This is a genomic window from Arthrobacter sp. UYCo732, from assembly GCF_040547265.1.
Taxonomy (GTDB): domain Bacteria; phylum Actinomycetota; class Actinomycetes; order Actinomycetales; family Micrococcaceae; genus Arthrobacter.
Map to the genome: position 1 here is coordinate 42,828 of NZ_JBEPPJ010000003.1, position 17,144 is coordinate 59,971.

General features: G+C 64.2%; 17 protein-coding genes and 1 pseudogene. 14 read left to right on the top strand and 4 right to left on the bottom strand.

Going from position 1 to position 17,144, the window contains the following annotated elements; translation table 11 throughout:
• Positions 1 to 84: 84 nt before the first annotated feature.
• The 4 genes from ABIB45_RS06430 to sdhC all read right to left on the bottom strand — a co-directional run bounded on the left by ABIB45_RS06430 (position 85) and on the right by sdhC (position 3,644).
• Positions 85 to 867 (bottom strand): succinate dehydrogenase iron-sulfur subunit, encoded by a 783-nt coding sequence (locus ABIB45_RS06430; protein WP_354215083.1) that lies wholly within the window; start codon positions 865 to 867, stop codon positions 85 to 87.
• A 1-nt stretch (position 868) separates the two neighbouring features.
• The gene (gene sdhA / locus ABIB45_RS06435) at positions 869 to 2,677 is read right to left on the bottom strand and encodes a succinate dehydrogenase flavoprotein subunit (RefSeq protein ID WP_354215084.1); all 1,809 of its coding nucleotides are present in this window, start codon (positions 2,675 to 2,677) and stop codon (positions 869 to 871) included.
• A gap of 106 nt (positions 2,678 to 2,783) precedes the next feature.
• Positions 2,784 to 3,260: a succinate dehydrogenase hydrophobic membrane anchor subunit gene (locus ABIB45_RS06440; protein WP_354215085.1), complete on the bottom strand. Its 477-nt coding sequence runs from the start codon at positions 3,258 to 3,260 to the stop codon at positions 2,784 to 2,786.
• A gap of 3 nt (positions 3,261 to 3,263) precedes the next feature.
• Complete coding sequence (gene sdhC / locus ABIB45_RS06445) at positions 3,264 to 3,644, bottom strand: succinate dehydrogenase, cytochrome b556 subunit (RefSeq protein ID WP_354215086.1); 381 nt, start codon at positions 3,642 to 3,644, stop codon at positions 3,264 to 3,266.
• Between the two features lie 255 nt (positions 3,645 to 3,899).
• Between sdhC and ABIB45_RS06450 the strand changes: the two genes are divergently transcribed.
• The 14 genes and pseudogenes from ABIB45_RS06450 to ABIB45_RS06515 all read left to right on the top strand — a co-directional run bounded on the left by ABIB45_RS06450 (position 3,900) and on the right by ABIB45_RS06515 (position 17,143).
• Positions 3,900 to 5,033, top strand: coding sequence for a mannose-1-phosphate guanylyltransferase (locus ABIB45_RS06450; protein WP_354215087.1), 1,134 nt, complete (start codon positions 3,900 to 3,902; stop codon positions 5,031 to 5,033).
• Between the two features lie 88 nt (positions 5,034 to 5,121).
• Positions 5,122 to 6,321 (top strand): amidohydrolase, encoded by a 1,200-nt coding sequence (locus ABIB45_RS06455; protein ID WP_354215088.1) that lies wholly within the window; start codon positions 5,122 to 5,124, stop codon positions 6,319 to 6,321.
• Positions 6,322 to 6,456: 135 nt separating this feature from the next.
• A complete protein-coding gene (locus ABIB45_RS06460) occupies positions 6,457 to 6,891 on the top strand; it encodes a MarR family winged helix-turn-helix transcriptional regulator (RefSeq protein WP_354215089.1) in 435 nt (144 codons plus the stop codon).
• A 46-nt stretch (positions 6,892 to 6,937) separates the two neighbouring features.
• A complete protein-coding gene (locus ABIB45_RS06465) occupies positions 6,938 to 7,369 on the top strand; it encodes an organic hydroperoxide resistance protein (protein ID WP_354215090.1) in 432 nt (143 codons plus the stop codon).
• On the top strand, positions 7,366 to 8,388 hold the full coding sequence (locus tag ABIB45_RS06470; RefSeq protein WP_354215091.1) for an NADP-dependent oxidoreductase: 1,023 nt from the start codon (positions 7,366 to 7,368) through the stop codon (positions 8,386 to 8,388). The genes ABIB45_RS06465 and ABIB45_RS06470 overlap by 4 nt, the downstream gene beginning before the upstream one ends.
• A gap of 237 nt (positions 8,389 to 8,625) precedes the next feature.
• A pseudogene (locus tag ABIB45_RS06475) lies at positions 8,626 to 9,792 on the top strand (ABC transporter permease).
• Between the two features lie 5 nt (positions 9,793 to 9,797).
• Positions 9,798 to 10,214, top strand: coding sequence for a cytidine deaminase (locus tag ABIB45_RS06480; RefSeq protein WP_354215092.1), 417 nt, complete (start codon positions 9,798 to 9,800; stop codon positions 10,212 to 10,214).
• Positions 10,198 to 11,511, top strand: a complete 1,314-nt coding sequence (locus ABIB45_RS06485) for a thymidine phosphorylase (RefSeq protein WP_354215093.1) — start codon at positions 10,198 to 10,200, stop codon at positions 11,509 to 11,511. Before ABIB45_RS06480 ends, ABIB45_RS06485 begins: the two co-directional genes overlap by 17 nt.
• Before the next feature lie 5 nt (positions 11,512 to 11,516).
• On the top strand, positions 11,517 to 12,167 hold the full coding sequence (locus ABIB45_RS06490) for a DedA family protein (protein WP_354215094.1): 651 nt from the start codon (positions 11,517 to 11,519) through the stop codon (positions 12,165 to 12,167).
• Positions 12,168 to 12,250: 83 nt separating this feature from the next.
• Entirely contained in the window at positions 12,251 to 12,973 is a 723-nt protein-coding gene (locus ABIB45_RS06495; protein ID WP_354215095.1) for a DedA family protein, read from the top strand.
• Positions 12,974 to 13,012: 39 nt separating this feature from the next.
• Positions 13,013 to 14,170, top strand: a complete 1,158-nt coding sequence (locus ABIB45_RS06500) for an adenosine deaminase (protein WP_354215096.1) — start codon at positions 13,013 to 13,015, stop codon at positions 14,168 to 14,170.
• Positions 14,171 to 14,285: 115 nt separating this feature from the next.
• Positions 14,286 to 14,879: a MazG nucleotide pyrophosphohydrolase domain-containing protein gene (locus ABIB45_RS06505; RefSeq protein WP_354215345.1), complete on the top strand. Its 594-nt coding sequence runs from the start codon at positions 14,286 to 14,288 to the stop codon at positions 14,877 to 14,879.
• A 133-nt stretch (positions 14,880 to 15,012) separates the two neighbouring features.
• Entirely contained in the window at positions 15,013 to 16,293 is a 1,281-nt protein-coding gene (eno, locus tag ABIB45_RS06510) for a phosphopyruvate hydratase (RefSeq protein ID WP_354215097.1), read from the top strand.
• Between the two features lie 139 nt (positions 16,294 to 16,432).
• Entirely contained in the window at positions 16,433 to 17,143 is a 711-nt protein-coding gene (locus tag ABIB45_RS06515) for an FtsB family cell division protein (protein ID WP_354215098.1), read from the top strand.
• Position 17,144: the final 1 nt, after the last annotated feature.

The window sequence follows — 17,144 nt, forward strand, 5'->3', positions numbered from 1 at the left end:
AACGCAATGCGGGGTCACTTCCTGCCCAATTCCACGAGTGGAATGGGCAGGAAGTGACCCCGCATTGCTTCATAGCGAGCGAAATCAGATCTTGCGGGACAGGATTGCCTGCTTGACCTCGGCAATTGCCTGGGTCACCTGGATGCCGCGGGGGCATGCCTCGGAGCAGTTGAAGGTGGTGCGGCAGCGCCACACACCTTCCTTGTCGTTCAGGATCTCCAGGCGCATGTCGCCGGCGTCATCACGGGAATCGAAGATGAAGCGGTGTGCGTTGACGATTGCCGCCGGTCCGAAGTACTGGCCGTCGGTCCAGAACACGGGGCAGGACGAGGTGCACGCGGCGCAGAGGATGCACTTGGTGGTGTCGTCGAACCGCTCGCGGTCCTCGACGGACTGCAGGCGCTCCTTGGTGGGCTCGTGGCCCTTGTTGATCAGGAACGGCATGACTTCGCGGAAGGACTGGAAGAACGGCTCCATGTCCACGATCAGGTCCTTCTCCACCGGCAGGCCCTTGATCGGTTCGACCGTGATGGGTTTGGTGGTGTCCAGGTCCTTCAGCAGGGTCTTGCAGGCAAGGCGGTTGCGGCCGTTGATGCGCATGGCATCGGATCCGCAGACGCCGTGGGCGCAGGAGCGGCGGAAGGAAACGCTGCCGTCGATCTCCCACTTGACCTTGTGCAGGGCATCCAGCACGCGGTCAGTGCCGTACATGGTCACTTTGAAGTCATCCCACGTGGCGTCCTCGGACACCTCGGGGTTGTAGCGGCGCACGCGAAGGGTGACATCGAACGATGGGATGTCCCCGCCGCCTCCGACGCCGGCGGGCAGTTCGATCTTGGAGGCTGGCTCAGCAAGTTCGGCGGTCATCTTAGTACTTCCTCACCATCGGCTCGTAGCGGGTAAAGACAACCGGTTTGGTGCCCAGACGGATGCCGGCTGTTGTTTCCGCGGTCCCCGCGGTGCCGTCGGCCGGGGCGTGGTCGTCCTTGTACGCCATGGAGTGCTTCATGAATTTCTCGTCGTTGCGGTCCGGGAAGTCCTCACGGAAGTGTCCGCCGCGGGATTCCTCACGGTGCAGGGCCGCCACGGTCATGACCTTGGCGAGTTCCAGCAGGAAGCCGAGTTCAACGGCCTCGAGCAGGTCAAGGTTGAAGCGCTTGCCCTTGTCCTGGACGCTGATGTTCTTGTACCGGGCGTCGAAGGACTCAATGTCCCGCAGAACCTGGTTCAGCGTGTCGGCGGTGCGGAACACCTGCATGTTGGCGTCCATGGTGTCCTGCAGATCCTTGCGGATGAGGGCCACCTTCTCGTTGCCGCTGCCGTTGCGGGCAATGTTCAGCAGGTCGATGGTGTAGGCCTCCGGGTCTTCGGGGAGGTCCACGAAGTCGGCGGTCTTGGAGTACTCGGCCGCTGCAATGCCGGCGCGCTTGCCGAACACGTTGATGTCCAGCAGCGAGTTGGTGCCCAGGCGGTTGGAGCCGTGGACGGACACGCAGGCAACCTCACCGGCGGCGTAGAGGCCCGGAATCACGGTGTCGTTGTCCTGCAGGACCTCGGCGCTGATGTTGGTGGGGATGCCGCCCATGGCATAGTGCGCCGTCGGGAATACGGGCACCGGCTCCGTGTAGGGCTCCACGCCAAGGTAGGTGCGGGCGAATTCGGTGATGTCCGGCAGTTTGGCGTCGATGTGCGCCGGTTCCAGGTGGGTCAGGTCCAGGAGGACGTAATCCTTGTTCGGGCCACAGCCGCGGCCTTCGCGGACCTCGTTGGCCATGGAGCGGGCCACGATGTCGCGGGGTGCGAGGTCCTTGATGGTGGGGGCGTAGCGCTCCATGAAGCGCTCCCCCTCGGAGTTGCGCAGGATAGCGCCCTCACCGCGTGCTGCCTCGGAGAGCAGGATGCCCAGGCCGGCCAGGCCTGTCGGGTGGAACTGGAAGAACTCCATGTCCTCCAGCGGGATGCCGCGGCGGAACGCGATGCCCATGCCGTCGCCGGTGAGGGTGTGGGCGTTGGAGGTGGTCTTGAAGACCTTCCCTGCGCCGCCGGAAGCGAACACCACGGACTTGGCCTGGAAGACGTGCAGTTCACCGGAGGCGAGGTCGTAGGAGACCACACCGGCAACACGCTTCTGCTTGTAGGGCGTACCGTCTTCGCGGACGGCGTCTTCCTCGACCGTCAGCAGGTCCAGGACGTAGTACTCGTTGTAAAACTCCACGTTGTGCTTGACGCAGTTTTGGTAGAGCGTCTGCAGGATCATGTGGCCGGTGCGGTCGGCGGCGTAGCAGGCGCGGCGGACCGGTGCCTTGCCGTGGTCGCGGGTGTGGCCACCGAAGCGGCGCTGGTCAATACGGCCTTCAGGCGTGCGGTTGAACGGCAGGCCCATCTTCTCAAGGTCCAGCACGGCGTCGATGGCTTCCTTCGCCATGACCTCCGCTGCGTCCTGGTCAACCAGGTAGTCGCCGCCCTTGACGGTGTCGAAGGTGTGCCATTCCCAGTTGTCTTCCTCGACGTTGGCAAGGGCCGCACACATGCCACCCTGCGCCGCACCGGTGTGCGAGCGGGTGGGGTAGAGCTTGGTCAGTACTGCTGTGCGCGCGCGCTGACCGGACTCGATCGCGGCGCGCATGCCAGCGCCACCGGCACCGACGATGACGACGTCGTACTTATGGACCTGCATACTTGGCGCTCTTTCTCTCAAAATTCGCAATAAAACAAAGGACAGGCGTTGCCTGCACCGCAAAACTCAGCCCGCGGCTCACCGTGTTCAACGGTGTAAAGGTGGGCTACGCGGGGCAGAAGCCGCCGGGCAGCTGGACACCGTCAACGATGGGGCACGGGTTGAAAGTGAAGATCACCATGGTGCCCAGGACGATGATGACGGTAGTGGCCGCGTAGAGCACGATCTTGAGCCAGAGACGGGCGGAATCCTTCTCGGCGTAGTCGTTGATTATGGTGCGGACGCCGTTGGTGCCGTGCAGCATTGCAAGCCACAGCATGGCCAGGTCCCAAATCTGCCAGAACGGGTCAGCCCACTTGCCGGCCACGAAACCGAAGTCGATGGCATGGATGCCCTCACCCACCATGAGGTTCACAAAGAGGTGGCCGAAGATGAGGATTACCAGCACAATGCCGGACAGGCGCATAAACAGCCACGCCAGCATCTCGAAGTTGCCCCTGCTGCTGCCGGTGCGGCGGTACTGGGGTGAAATCTTCCCACTGCTGTTTTTCCCACTGCGTGGGTTTTCAATCGTTGCAGTCATGGCTTAGTGACCTCCAAGAGCGAGGGAAAGGTGGCGGATGGAGAAGCCGACCATCACAACTACCCACAGGGCCAGGACAGTCCACAGCATCTGGCGCTGGTACTTGGCGCCCTTCCTCCAGAAGTCCACCGCGATGATCCGCAGGCCGTTAAAGGCATGGAAAACAATCGCGGCAACTAGGCCCGTTTCACCCAGGGCCATAAGGGGGTTCTTGTAGGCACCGATGACTGCCGTGTAGGCCTCTGGGGATACACGCACCAATGAGGTGTCAAGGACATGGACCAACAAGAAGAAAAAGATCACTACACCGGTAATTCGGTGTCCTACCCAGGACCACATGCCTTCACGGCCGCGGTACAAGGTGCCAGCTGGTTTTGTCGGCACTGATAAACCTCCCTGCAACACAGCGGCGCTGGCATGAGATCCACGCGGGGGGAACGCCTGCTGCGAGAGCACTCGTAGCTCGATCCTAAATCTAGGCTTCGCTCACAGCTTATTCAATTCAGGAACTCCTTGGTGACCCCCCAATGCCCCGATTTTGCTTTTAATTGAGACGAAGACCACAAGATGCCGGCCGTGGAGGGGTCCGGAGCCGCCCCCAACCGGGAGTCCGCGCCCTGTCGGCTAAAGTAGGCCCTGATGAGTACAGACAAAGTGACAAGCCCGGCTTCACCCCTTGACCGCTTTATCGCGGTGATTCCGGCAGGCGGAGTGGGGACCCGCCTCTGGCCCCTGTCACGTGCAGCAGCTCCCAAGTTCCTTCACGACCTCACGGGGTCCGGCAGCACTTTGCTGCGTGCCACCTACGACCGCCTGGAGCCCCTCGCAGGCCGGCGCGTGCTGGTGGTTACCGGCACTGCGCACCGCGCTGCCGTGTGCCGGCAGTTGCCTGAGATCCAGGACTCCGATCTGGTCCTGGAAAGCGAGCCTAAAGATTCCGGCGCCGCGATTGGCCTGGCTGCCGCCATCCTGCACGAGCGGGACCCGGACACCATCATGGGTTCCTTCGCCGCCGACCAAGTGATCAGCCCGGACAGCATGTTCCAGGAAGCGGTCCGCGAAGCCATCCACACGGCGGCGGCCGGCAAGATCGTAACCATCGGCATCAAGCCGACCCACCCGTCCACCGGCTTCGGCTACATCCGGGCGGGCCAGGAACTTCACATTGAAGGTGCCCCCAGTGCACAGGCCGTGGTGGAGTTCGTGGAGAAACCGGACGAGGAAGTCGCCCAGCAGTATGTGGACAGCGGCGAGTACGTCTGGAATGCCGGCATGTTCGTGGCGCCGGTGGCCCTGATGCTCAAGCACCTTGAGGCCAACCAGCCGGAGCTGTTCAAGGGCCTGCAGGAGATCGCCCAGGCCTGGGACACTCCTGAACGTGATGCCGTCACGGCCCGCGTCTGGCCAACGCTGCCCAAGATCGCCATCGATTATGCCGTGGCCGAACCTGCCGCAGCCGCGGGCGACGTTGCCGTTGTGCCGGGCACTTTCCGTTGGGACGACGTCGGGGATTTCGCTTCGGTGGGCAGGCTCAACAGTGCGCGGGAAGTCGACGACGTCACGGTCATCGGTGAGGGTGCGCGTGTTTTCACCGAAAATGCCAGCGGTGTGGTGGTTTCCGATACAAAGCGCGTGATTGCGCTGATCGGCATCAAGGACGTGGTGATTGTCGATACGGGCGATGCCCTGTTGGTGACCACCAAGGAACACGCCCAGCGGGTCAAAGGCGCGGTTGATGCGCTCAAGGCCAGTGGTGACACTGACGTTCTTTGACCCCGGTCGGGAGAGTACGTGCGCGGCGCGGGCTGTAACTCTCCCGCCCCGATGACGCTATTCCGTGGACGATCGCTAGAGTAAATGAGTGCGTAATTACACTACTGAAGCCGAGCCCACCGCATTAGTGCGGCCGTGGCTGGAGCCGCTCCTTCCGGAACTGATCGAATTCCGCAGGGATCTTCACGCACATCCCGAGCTGTCCTTCAAGGAATTCCGCACGACGGACAAGCTCGTGGAACGCCTCGAAGCTGCCGGGCTGGCGCCGCGGCGGCTTGAGGGCACCGGCCTGACCGTGGACATTGGCGAAGGACCGATCGCCACGGCATTGCGCGGCGACATTGACGCCCTGCCGATCATCGAGGAAACCGGGCTGCCGTTTGCCTCGAGGAACCATGGCGTGACGCACGCCTGCGGCCACGACGTCCACACCGCCACCATGCTTGGGATCGCCCTGGTCCTGCAGGCCATGCACCAGGACGCCCCGCTCGGCGGCACGGTCCGGATCATCTTCCAGCCCGCCGAGGAGACCATGCCCGGCGGCGCGCTTTCCTGCATCGAACAGGGCGTACTGGAAGGCGTGCCGCGCATTTTTGCGCTGCACTGTGACCCCAGGATCGACGTCGGACGCATCGGTACGCGCATAGGCGCCATTACGTCCGCGTCGGACACGATCAAAATCGAGCTAGGCGGCCGTGGCGGCCACACCTCCCGTCCGCACCTCACCGAGGACCTGGTGTTCGCCCTGGCGCAGATCGCCGTCAACGTTCCGGCCGTGCTGTCGCGCAGGGTGGATGTCCGGAGCGGGGTGTCCGTGGTGTGGGGCCAGATCAGCGCCGGCTCCGCCCCCAACGCCATCCCCGGTACCGGTTACATGGCCGGCACCATGCGGTGCCTGGACCGGGACGCCTGGCACGACGCCGGCGAACTGCTGGATGAGGTGGTGCAGCAGGTGGCCGCGCCGTATGGCGTGGACGTGCACCTGGAACACACCAGGGGAGTGCCGCCGGTGGTCAACTCCGAACACGAGACAGCGCTGATCGAAGCCGCGGCCCGGGCCGAGATCGGTGAGAGCGCGGTCACGCTCACGCCGCAGTCCATGGGCGGTGAGGACTTCGCCTGGTTCCTGGCGGAACGTCCCGGAGCCATGATGCGGCTTGGTACCAAAACCCCTGGCGGCGAAGAATACGACCTGCACCGTGGTGACTACATCCTGGACGAGCGCGCCCTGGGCCTTGGTATCCAGGTCCTGACCGCAGCAGCCCTCCGGACCATCCGGGACCTCTGACCAGCTGCATTCTGCAGGGCCTGAATGGACACCTGAGGACTCCTCCTGGAGCCTCGGGTGTCCATTGGGTTTAACAGCGCCGATCTAGGCCCACTTAAGTTGTGCACAATTGAATTGTGCGCTACTGTGAAAGCTGTGACTGAAGCTCCCCGTCTTGACCGCCAGGTGTGTTTTGCCCTGTATTCCGCCTCCCGCGCTGCAACAGCGGTCTACCGCCCCGTGCTCGAAGACCTCGGCCTGACGTACCCGCAGTACCTGGTGATGCTGGTCCTGTGGGAGTCGGAGCCGAAGGGAGTCAAGGAGCTTGGCGAGGAGCTGGGCCTGGACTCCGGCACGCTGTCGCCGTTGCTCAAGCGCCTGGAAGCCATGGGATTCCTCGAGCGCCGCCGGTCCGGGGAAGACGAGCGCCGTGTTGCTGTCCACCTGACGCCGGGCGGACGCGCCCTAAGCGCCAAGGCAAGCGGAATTCCCCGGCACCTCGCGGACGCTGCCGGGCTGTCCCCCGATGAGCTCGAACAGCTTCGTGCCACCCTGGAACGGCTCACCCAAGCCCTTCACCGCTCGCACTGAGCCCCCAAGATTTTCCGGTATCCACATCCAACAGGACGGACCACACATGAAGACTCTCTATACTGCCGAGGCACTGGCTTCCGGCGAAGGCCGCGACGGCAACGCACGCACCAACGACGGGAAGCTGGCTGTCAGCCTGGCCAGCCCCGTTGAGCTGGGCGGCGACGGCCAGGGCACCAACCCGGAGCAGCTTTTCGCCGCCGGCTACGCGGCCTGCTTCCATTCGGCGCTCCGCCTTGTGGGGCGCAAGGAGCGCGCAGACCTGACGGACTCTGCCGTTGCAGCCAAAATCCACTTTGGCGCCATGGACGAAGGCGTGGGCTATGGCCTCGCCGCTGAGCTGGAGATCGCAGTTCCGGCCCTGGATCTCGCCACGGCCGAGTCCCTGGTGGCCAAAGCGCACCAGATCTGCCCCTACTCCAACGCCACCCGCGGGAACATCACCGTTGACATCAAGATCATGGAGTTTGCCGCATGAGCGCAACCACCGCACTGCCTGCCTTCACCCGGGAAATCCAGCTGGTTTCACGTCCGGCAGGGCGTCCTGTCCCCGAAAACTTCCGCCTGGCCGAGTCGCCCCTGCCGGAGCTTCGGGACGGTCAGATCCTGGTCCGCAACCTCTATATCTCAGTTGACCCCTACATGCGCGGACGCATGAATGACGTCAAGTCCTACTCAGCGCCCTTCGCTCTGGATGCAGCGCTCGACGGCGGCGCCGTTGGTGAGGTGATCGCGTCCAGGGCCGAAGGGCGGAAGGTGGGGGACGTCGTCGTCCATCAGCTGGGCTGGCGGGAACATGCGGTGCTGGATGCCAACGCAACCTCTGTTGCCCGCACAGACCTCGCCCCGGCGTCGGCGTTCCTGGGCGCGCTGGGCATGACCGGCCTGACGGCCTATTCCGGACTGCTCAAGGTCGCCGAATTTAAGCCCGGTGATGTTGTGTTCGTTTCAGCCGCCGCCGGCGCCGTGGGTTCCCTGGTGGGCCAGATTGCCAAAGCCATGGGCGCTTCACGCGTAATCGGCAGCGCCGGAACACCCGGAAAAGTGGCGCGGCTCCTCGAGCTGGGCTTTGACGCCGCCTTTAATTACCGCGACGCACCAGTCCGTGACCAGCTCAAGGCGGCGACCGTCGGCAAGGGGATTGACGTTTACTTCGACAACGTGGGTGGCGACCACCTGGAAGCGGCCCTGGCTGAGCTCAACATTGGCGGCCACGTGGCGATGTGCGGGGCCATCGCACAGTACAACTCGACCGATGCCACGCCGGCTCCGCGTAACCTCGCGCTCGCCATCGGCAAGCAGCTCACCCTCCGCGGCTTCCTGGTGGGAGGACAGCGCCAGCACCGTGCGGAATTTTTCGAGAAGATGTCGGCCTGGCTTGCGGATGGTTCGGTCCGGTATGACGAGACGGTGGTGGACGGGCTCGAGAATGCACCCCAGGCCTTCATGGACCTGCTCGACGGCGCGAACACCGGCAAGATGCTGGTGCGCCTCTAGACGCGCGGCCCATCACCTACTCGTTGGTAACAAATTCTCAGCAATCATCGGGATCCGAAGGGGATGTGGTAGCCGATGTGCTGTATGCCACTAATGTTGGTGTATCAGTGCGCTCCGGCGCAGTGCTGCGAAGCCCTCAGTGAAAACAGAATTTCAGCGTAGAAACGGACACTCATTGAATTCGAGTCGTAGCGCCACCCTGCGCTGGGAATCGTTGCCTTCATTTTCTTTGGTCTTATGGGCGGCTCCCAGACGGCCAAGTTTTGAATTTCCACCGGCGAGGACTTCTTCCAGCTTCCTGCGTTGGAGGTACCCGCAATGGTCGGCGGCATGGTCCTCTCGGTCCTGATGCTTGGCATGGCGGCTTATTCCGTGTACCTGAAGACCAGGAACCGGCCAACCCCAGCCTGGCTGACCATCACCTTCACCGTACTGTTTGTGGCCGCCTTCCTGACTTGGGTGGTTGGCGGAGCCAGGACGCCGAGCATTTCGCTGGCCGGCCTCATCGCCGGTTCGGTCACGCTGGCCGTACCCCTGGTGTTCGGCTCGCTGTCCGGGGTGCTGTGCGAACGCGTCGGGGTGGTCAACATCGCCATCGAAGGCCAACTCCATGGGGGCGCCTTCACCGCCGCCATCGTGGCCAGCATCACCCAGAATCCATTCGTCGGCCTGCTCGCGGCAGCGGTGGCCGGCGCCGCGGTTTCCATGGTCCTGGCCGTGTTCAGTATCAAATACCTGGTCAACCAGATCATCGTCGGTGTGGTGCTCAACGTCCTGGTATCCGGCGTGACCGGCTTCCTGTTCAGCACCCTCATGCAGGAAAACAAGGCCAAGTTCAACTCGCCGCCCGGCCTGGGCATCGTTGAGATTCCTGTCCTCTCCGGAATTCCGATCCTGGGCCCCATCCTGTTCAAGCAGTCGGTGGTGGGTTATTTGATGTATGTCGCCGTCATCGTGGTGTGGGTGGGGCTGTTCAAGACGAAATGGGGCCTGCGCGTGCGTGCCGTGGGTGAGCACCCCCAAGCTGCCGACACCATGGGCATCAAGGTCAACGCCACCCGCTTCTGGAATGTCACCCAGGGCGGCGCCATCGCCGGCATCGGCGGATCGTTCTTCACCCTCGTGGCCATTGACAGCTTCACCAAGGAGATTTCCGGCGGCCGAGGCTTCATCGCCCTGGCCGCCCTGATCTTCGGCCGGTGGAACCCCACCGGGGCGTTCTTTGCGGCCCTGCTGTTCGGCTTCGCGGACAACCTCCAGAGCATCGTGACCATCATCGGAACCCCGGTGCCGAGCCAGTTCATGGCCCTGCTGCCGTACCTGGTGACGGTGCTCGCCGTCGCGGGGCTCGTGGGCAAGTCCCGGCCACCCGCTGCCAGCGGCATACCGTACGTCAAGGGTTGACGGCGGTGGTAGAAAACGGTGTTAACTGGCGGGCCCTGGAGGCTGCCGCCGTCGAGGCCATGAAGAAGGCCTATGTCCCGTATTCGAAGTTCCCGGTGGGGGCTGCTGCCCTCACCGTCGATGGCCGGCTGGTCAGCGGCTGCAATGTGGAAAATGCCAGCTACGGGCTGACCCTCTGTGCCGAATGCGCCCTGGTGGGGAACCTGCACATGACCGGCGGCGGGCTGCTGCGGGCGTTCTACTGCGTGGATTCTGCCGGCAATATCCTGATGCCCTGTGGCCGCTGCCGGCAACTGCTGTACGAGTTCCGGGCTCCGGACATGGAGCTCATGACCACCCAAGGGATCAAAACGATGGACCAGGTGCTGCCCGACGCATTTGGTCCCCAACATCTGGAGGACTCCGGTGACACAGGCAACTGAAGCGTTCGACGCCGTCGACATCATCCGTACCAAGCGGGACCGTGGAGTCCTCAGCCCGGAGCAGATCGACTGGACCATAGACGCTTATACCCGCGGCGCCATTGCGGAGGAGCAGATGGCCGCGCTGAACATGGCCATCCTGCTCAACGGCATGGACCGGGCGGAGATTTCCCGCTGGACCGCAGCCATGATCGCTTCGGGGGAGCGGATGGACTTCAGCGGCCTTCGGCGTCCCGACGGCGGCGTGAAGGCTACCAGCGACAAGCATTCCACCGGGGGAGTGGGGGACAAAATCACCCTTCCGCTAGCGCCCTTGGTGGCGGTGTTCGGCGTGGCGGTGCCGCAACTGTCGGGCCGCGGACTTGGCCACACCGGCGGCACCCTGGACAAGCTGGAGTCGATTCCGGGCTGGCGTGCGGACCTGAGTAATGACGAAATGATGGCGCAGCTTCAGGGCGTCGGGGCGGTGATCTGCGCTGCCGGGGCCGGACTGGCACCGGCCGACAAAAAGCTTTACGCCCTGCGCGACGTCACCGGCACCGTGGAGGCAATACCGCTCATCGCCTCCTCGATCATGAGCAAGAAAATTGCGGAGGGCACGGGCTCGCTGGTTCTCGACGTTAAGGTTGGCAGCGGAGCGTTCATGAAGGACGAGGCCCGGGCACGCGAACTGGCGGAAACCATGGTGGCGCTGGGCAAGGACGCGGGAGTCAATACCGTGGCGCTGCTGACCAACATGAGCACGCCGCTGGGCCTGACGGCGGGAAACGCGATCGAGGTGGAGGAGTCCCTGGAGGTCCTGGCCGGCGGCGGCCCGGAAGATGTGGTGGAGTTGACGGTCCGGCTGGCCGAAGAGATGCTGGCGTGCGCCGGCGTCCACGACGCCGATCCCCGCGCCGCGCTGCAGGATGGCCGGGCCATGGACGTGTGGAACCGGATGATTGAGGCGCAGGGCGGCGATCCGCGGGCCAAGCTTCCGGTGGCCAAGGAATCCGCAGTCATCCTCGCGCCGGCCGACGGTGTCCTAGTGGAGCTTGATGCCCTGGCCGTCGGCGTCGCCGCGTGGCGCCTTGGGGCAGGCCGCGCCCGCAAGGAAGACGCCGTGCAGGCGGGTGCCGGCATCCGCCTGCACGCGAAGCCTGGCGCTGTGGTCCGCGCCGGTGAACCGCTGATGACATTACTCACGGACACCCCGGAGAAATTCGCCCGCGCCAAGGAATCACTGGAGCACGCGGTGACGATTGCGCCGGAAGGGGCACGCCCGGCACAGCAGCTCATCATTGACCGAATAGCATAGGGAGAATGCAGGCCATCAATGATTTCATCCTCGCTGCCGCCGGGCAGCCGTGGGTGCTGCTCCTGGTATGGGCCTGCTGCCTCATTGACGGGTTTTTCCCGCCGATCCCCAGCGAATCCGTGGTGGTTGGCCTGGCCGCAGTGGCCGCCACTGCGGACGTTCCCAATCCATGGTTGCTGATGGCCGTCGCGGGTCTGGGAGCGCTTACAGGGGACAACATTGCGTACCTCATCGGACGCCGGGTGGGGACCACCCGCTGGAACTGGATGCGGGGGCCCCGCATGCAGAGGGCGTTCCGTTGGGCCGGGCAGGAACTGAGGAAGCGTCCGGCATCGCTGATCCTCGTGGCGCGCTTCATCCCCATCGGCAGAGTTGCCGTGAACCTCACCGCTGGTGTGACTCACTATCCGCACCTCCGCTTCGTTGGCATGACGGTGCTCTCCGCCGCCCTCTGGGCCGCGTACTCAGTAGGCATCGGCCTGTTCTTTGGGCAGTGGTTTGAAAACAACCATCTACTCGGCGCGGTCATTGCCATCGTCTGCGCGGTGGGCCTGGGTATCCTCGTGGACCTGGTCATCAACCGCATCCGGGGGAAGGTTCCGGTGGTCGAGCGGCTGAAGGACCCGGCGCCTAAGGATTCAGGTCCACGGGCGTAGCGGACGGTCTCCCGGCCATGGGACACTGAAGGGCGATTAACGTCACTTCCGGCTGCAGCATTTCGTCTAGGAGCAACACCCGCGTGGAGTTTATTAATGAGGCCGTGCTCCATGCAGCGGGCCAATGGTGGATCTACCCCGTCCTGCTCCTGTTTTTCTTCATTGACGGCTTCGCCATGGTGGTCCCCAGCGAAACCCTTATCGTCGCGCTCGCAGCGTTTTCCCGGCACAGCGGTGAACCCAACCTTTGGATCCTGGCTGCGACGGCCCTCATCGGTGCCATCGCCGGTGACAACATGGCCTTTATGCTGGGCCGGAAGATCGGCCTTGAGCGGTGGAAATGGATGCGCCGGCCCAAGGTCCAGAAGGCTTTCGGCTGGGCGCGGTATGAACTCGAAAAGCGTGGCGCCGTCCTGATTTTCACCGCGCGTTACATCCCATGGGGCCGGGTGGCGGTCAACTACGTGGCCGGCAGCACAGGTTTTGCGCACCGCCGTTTCTTCCTGCTGGACGCTTTCGCCTGCCTCACCTGGGTTGGGTACTCCATTGGCATCGGCGCGCTGGCCAGTTCCTTCCCCTGGCTCCACCACAACCCGCTGCTGAGCGCGGGCATCGCCGTGGTCGTCGCAATGGTACTGGGCATCCTGCTCGACCACATCCTGCGGTGGTGGCACAAGCACCTGGCCCGCAGGGACGGCGAGGTTGTGGACGAATGGCTCGACGGCGGCGCGGAGGGCGCGCTGCCCATCCACACGGCAGCTTCCCCCCCGCTGGCACCCGCCCCTGCGGAGGAGCACGGAAAGTAGCGGCTGGCATAAGCTGCCTGCCGACCCTAAGGTTGGAACGTGACTGAGCCTATTGTTGACGCTGCCCCTGCCATCGATTTCGACCTGAAGAGCCTGCCGAAGGTTTCGCTTCACGACCACCTGGACGGTGGTCTCCGCCCGTCGACCATCATCGAACTGGCCGAGGCCGTTGGCCACACGCTCCCTTCCACCGATCCTGTGGCCCTGGGCCAATGGTTCCGCGAATCGGCCGACTCCGGGTCGCTGGTCCGCTACCTGGAGACCTTCGACCACACCGTTGCCGTCATGCAGACCAAGGAAGGCCTGTTCCGGGTCGCCAAGGAATTCGTGGAGGACCTCGCGGACGACGGCGTGGTGTACGGCGAAGTGCGCTGGGCACCGGAGCAGCACCTGCAGAAGGGCCTCTCCCTTGACGAAGCCGTCGAGGCCGTGCAGGAAGGCCTCGACGCCGGCGTCGAGGCCGTGGCCGAAGGCGGCCGCGAAATTCAGGTAGGCCAGCTGATCACCGCCATGCGCCACGCCGACCGCGGCCAGGAGATTGCCGAGTTGGCCGTCCGCCACCGCAACAAGGGCGCTGTGGGCTTTGACATCGCCGGCGCCGAAGACGGCTTCCTGCCGTCCCGCTTCAAGGACGCCTTCACCTATCTGGCCCAGCACAACTTCCCGGCAACCGTGCATGCCGGTGAAGCCGCCGGCCTGGAAAGCATCCAGTCCGCCCTGGTGGATGGCCGGGCGCTGCGCCTGGGCCACGGCGTCCGGATCGCTGAGGACATCCTGGTGGAGTTCGACGATGACGACGACAACAGCGAAGGCACCGAAGACGGGGACGACAGCATCGGCCTGGTCACCCTGGGCGATCTCTCCAGCTGGATCCGCGACCGCGGCATCGCGTTGGAGATCTGCCCCTCGTCCAACCTCCAGACCGGCGCGATCGCCGGGTTCGGCGAGGGCATCCAAAGCCACCCGCTGGACATGCTCTACCAGCTGGGCTTCAACGTCACCATCAACACGGACAACCGGCTGATGAGCGGTGTGACCCTGACGGACGAGTTCGAGCTGCTGGTCGAAACGTTCGACTACGACCTTGATGACCTGCTGGAGCTCACGCTGAATGCAGCGGAGGCATCATTCCTGCCGTTGGAGGAGAAGGAAGCGCTGGTGGAGTACATCAACGACACCTACGCTAACCTTGGCTGACCAAACCCCCAATGAGCGGCTCGATGGGCCTACGGCAGCAGGGGTCCCCGGGCGAGCTGGCGAGCTGGCCGAGCTGCTTGGGATAATTGCCCGGCTGCGGGAACATTGCCCCTGGATGGCTGCCCTGACGCATGCCTCGCTGGTGGAGTATCTCCTGGAGGAAGCCTACGAGGTCGCCGAAACCATCGAGACCGGTGCCGACGACGCCGAACTCCGGGGCGAGCTGGGCGATGTGCTCCTCCAAGTGGTGCTGCACGCCCGGCTCGCCGACGAGCGGGGCTCGTTTACGTTCGACGACGTAGCGCGCGGGCTGAGTGCCAAGATGGTCCGCCGCAACCCGCACGTGTTCAGGCCTGACGGCACTCTGCAGGACAGTTTCCCGGCCACGGTGGAGGAGATTGTCCGGAAATGGGATGCGGTCAAGAGTGCCGAGCGGCCGGAACGGCGGGGTCCGTTTGACGGGATCCCTGATTCCCTGCCCGCACTGGCCAAGGCGCAAAAATTCCTCGACCGTGCCGAACGCGCACGCCGGGTGGTTGAGCCTCTCGAAACCCAGCCCCCGGTGGTTGAGCTTGTCCGAACCCTCACTTCCGAAGCCGAGCTCGGGGACCTGCTGCTCGCCGCCGTTGGCTCGGCACAGTCCCAGGGGTTCGACGCCGAACGGGCCCTGCGCGGAGCTATTCGCCGGCGGTTCGAGGCACCATCATGACGTCCGGGTGACGGATAGGGTTCCGTAACGTCCGCCACTCTCGACTACGCTGGTTCCTGACGATGACGTCCCGAAGTTTCCGCTATTTTTCAGCTGTCAGATCCACCAAAAATCGCCCACAAGGAGCACATCCATGGCGCTTATCGATGCCATTCACGCCCGCGAGATCCTCGATTCCCGCGGCAACCCGACCGTAGAAGTTGAAGTCCTGCTCTCCGACGGCCAGATCGGCCGCGCAGCTGTTCCGTCCGGTGCCTCCACCGGCGAGCACGAAGCCGTTGAGCTCCGTGACGGGGACAAGGGCCGTTACCTCGGCAAGGGTGTCCAGAAGGCAGTGGACGCGGTCATCGACCAGATCGCCCCGGTCCTGATCGGCTTCGACGCCACGGACCAGCGCAGCATCGACCAGGCCATGATTGACCTGGACGGCACCCCCAACAAGGGCAAGCTCGGCGCCAACGCCATCCTGGGTGTTTCCCTCGCCGTGGCCAACGCTGCCGCCGCTTCCGCCGACCTGCCGCTGTACAAGTACCTCGGCGGCCCCAACGCCCACGTCCTTCCCGTGCCGCTGATGAACATCCTCAACGGTGGCTCCCACGCCGACTCCGACGTCGACATCCAGGAGTTCATGATCGTTCCGATCGGGGCGGAGACCTTCTCCGAGGGCCTGCGTTGGGGCGTTGAGGTTTACCACAACCTCAAGTCCGTCCTGCAGGCCAAGGGCCTGTCCACCGGCCTGGGTGACGAGGGCGGCTTCGCGCCGAACCTGCCCTCCAACCGCGCCGCGCTGGACCTGATCCAGGAGGCCATCAAGAACGCCGGCTACACCCCGGGCAAGGACATCGCCCTGGCCTTGGACGTCGCATCCTCCGAGTTCTTCAAGGACGGCGCTTACCAGTTCGAGGGCAAGGCACTGTCTGCCACCGAGATGAGCGCCTACTACGCCGAGCTCGTGGCCGACTACCCGCTGGTCTCCATTGAAGACCCGCTGGACGAGAATGACTGGGACGGTTGGAAGACCCTCACCGACACCATCGGCGACAAGGTCCAGTTGGTTGGCGATGACCTGTTCGTCACCAACCCCTCAATCCTGCAGCGCGGCATTGACACCCAGACCGCGAACTCCCTGCTGGTCAAGGTGAACCAGATCGGCTCGCTGACCGAGACGCTCGACGCCGTTTCCCTGGCCCAGCGCGCCGGTTACACCACCATCACCTCGCACCGCTCCGGCGAAACTGAGGACACCACCATTGCTGACATCTCGGTTGCCACCAACGCCGGACAGATCAAGACCGGTGCCCCGGCCCGCTCCGAGCGCGTTGCCAAGTACAACCAGCTGCTGCGCATCGAAGAGGAACTCGACGACGCCGCACGCTACGCCGGCCGCAGCGCGTTCCCGCGTTTCAAGGGCTAGCAGCCGCATAAACCACTGACCGGTGGCTATGGTTGAAAGACCATAGCCACCGGTTTTTTCGGCCTGCTGCCTGACCGGCAGGGCATCTGTTTAAGCGCAAAGTTGCGGCCCGAGGCAGGCCGCACGTTTCAGGAGTGTCATGGCTACCCGCCGTCCCAAAGTTCCCAAGGCCGCTTCCACGCGCCAGGCCACAACGGACCACCCCAAGGAAGCTGCCGACACCGCCGGCGTCATTCGCGCCGACTTTGGCGGTGCAAAAGAAGGCAGCGCAAGAGACGGCAGCGCGCAACGCAAAGCCACCCCGCATCAGGGCACGTTAGCGAAAAGGGCCCCTGCGAAGGGCGCTGGCGCCACCATGGGCAGCCCAGCGAAAGCTTCGCCTGCCTCGAAAGTGCGGGCGGGCGGTCGGTCAGCTGCGGGCGGAACCCGGAAGGGCGACGACGCGCAGGACGGCGCCCAGCCGGTACCTGCCAAGGCCTTCTCCGGCCGGATGCTGGCACTCGCCGTGGTGATGATTGCCATCACCATCATGCTCGCGCCCACCGTCAAGATTTTCTTTGACAAACGTGCCGAGCTCACGGCCCTGAGCGACGATATCGCCGCACGCCAGGCCGAGGGGGACAGGCTGCGGCAGCAGATCTCGCGATGGCAGGATCCCAACTACGTGAAGCAGCAGGCCCGCGACCGCATTAACATGGTTATGCCGGGCGAAACCGGCTACTGGGTCTTCGGCAGCGACTTGCCGGCCGGAACGAGCAGTAGCCAGAACGCCGCAGCAGCGCACGACCCCGCCGATCTGCCGTGGGTGGATTCCCTGTGGGAGTCCGTCAGGCGCTCGGCCACAGACTGAA

Bases quoted from the DNA above. Each gene is read 5' to 3' on its own strand.
- ABIB45_RS06430 (WP_354215083.1), bottom strand. From the start codon at position 867: ATGACCGCCGAACTTGCTGAGCCAGCCTCCAAGATCGAACTGCCCGCC.
- sdhA (WP_354215084.1), bottom strand. From the start codon at position 2,677: ATGCAGGTCCATAAGTACGACGTCGTCATCGTCGGTGCCGGTGGCGCT.
- ABIB45_RS06440 (WP_354215085.1), bottom strand. From the start codon at position 3,260: ATGACTGCAACGATTGAAAACCCACGCAGTGGGAAAAACAGCAGTGGG.
- ABIB45_RS06450 (WP_354215087.1), top strand. From the start codon at position 3,900: ATGAGTACAGACAAAGTGACAAGCCCGGCTTCACCCCTTGACCGCTTT.
- ABIB45_RS06465 (WP_354215090.1), top strand. From the start codon at position 6,938: ATGAAGACTCTCTATACTGCCGAGGCACTGGCTTCCGGCGAAGGCCGC.
- ABIB45_RS06470 (WP_354215091.1), top strand. From the start codon at position 7,366: ATGAGCGCAACCACCGCACTGCCTGCCTTCACCCGGGAAATCCAGCTG.
- ABIB45_RS06490 (WP_354215094.1), top strand. From the start codon at position 11,517: ATGCAGGCCATCAATGATTTCATCCTCGCTGCCGCCGGGCAGCCGTGG.
- ABIB45_RS06505 (WP_354215345.1), top strand. From the start codon at position 14,286: ATGGCTGCCCTGACGCATGCCTCGCTGGTGGAGTATCTCCTGGAGGAA.
- eno (WP_354215097.1), top strand. From the start codon at position 15,013: ATGGCGCTTATCGATGCCATTCACGCCCGCGAGATCCTCGATTCCCGC.
- ABIB45_RS06515 (WP_354215098.1), top strand. From the start codon at position 16,433: ATGGCTACCCGCCGTCCCAAAGTTCCCAAGGCCGCTTCCACGCGCCAG.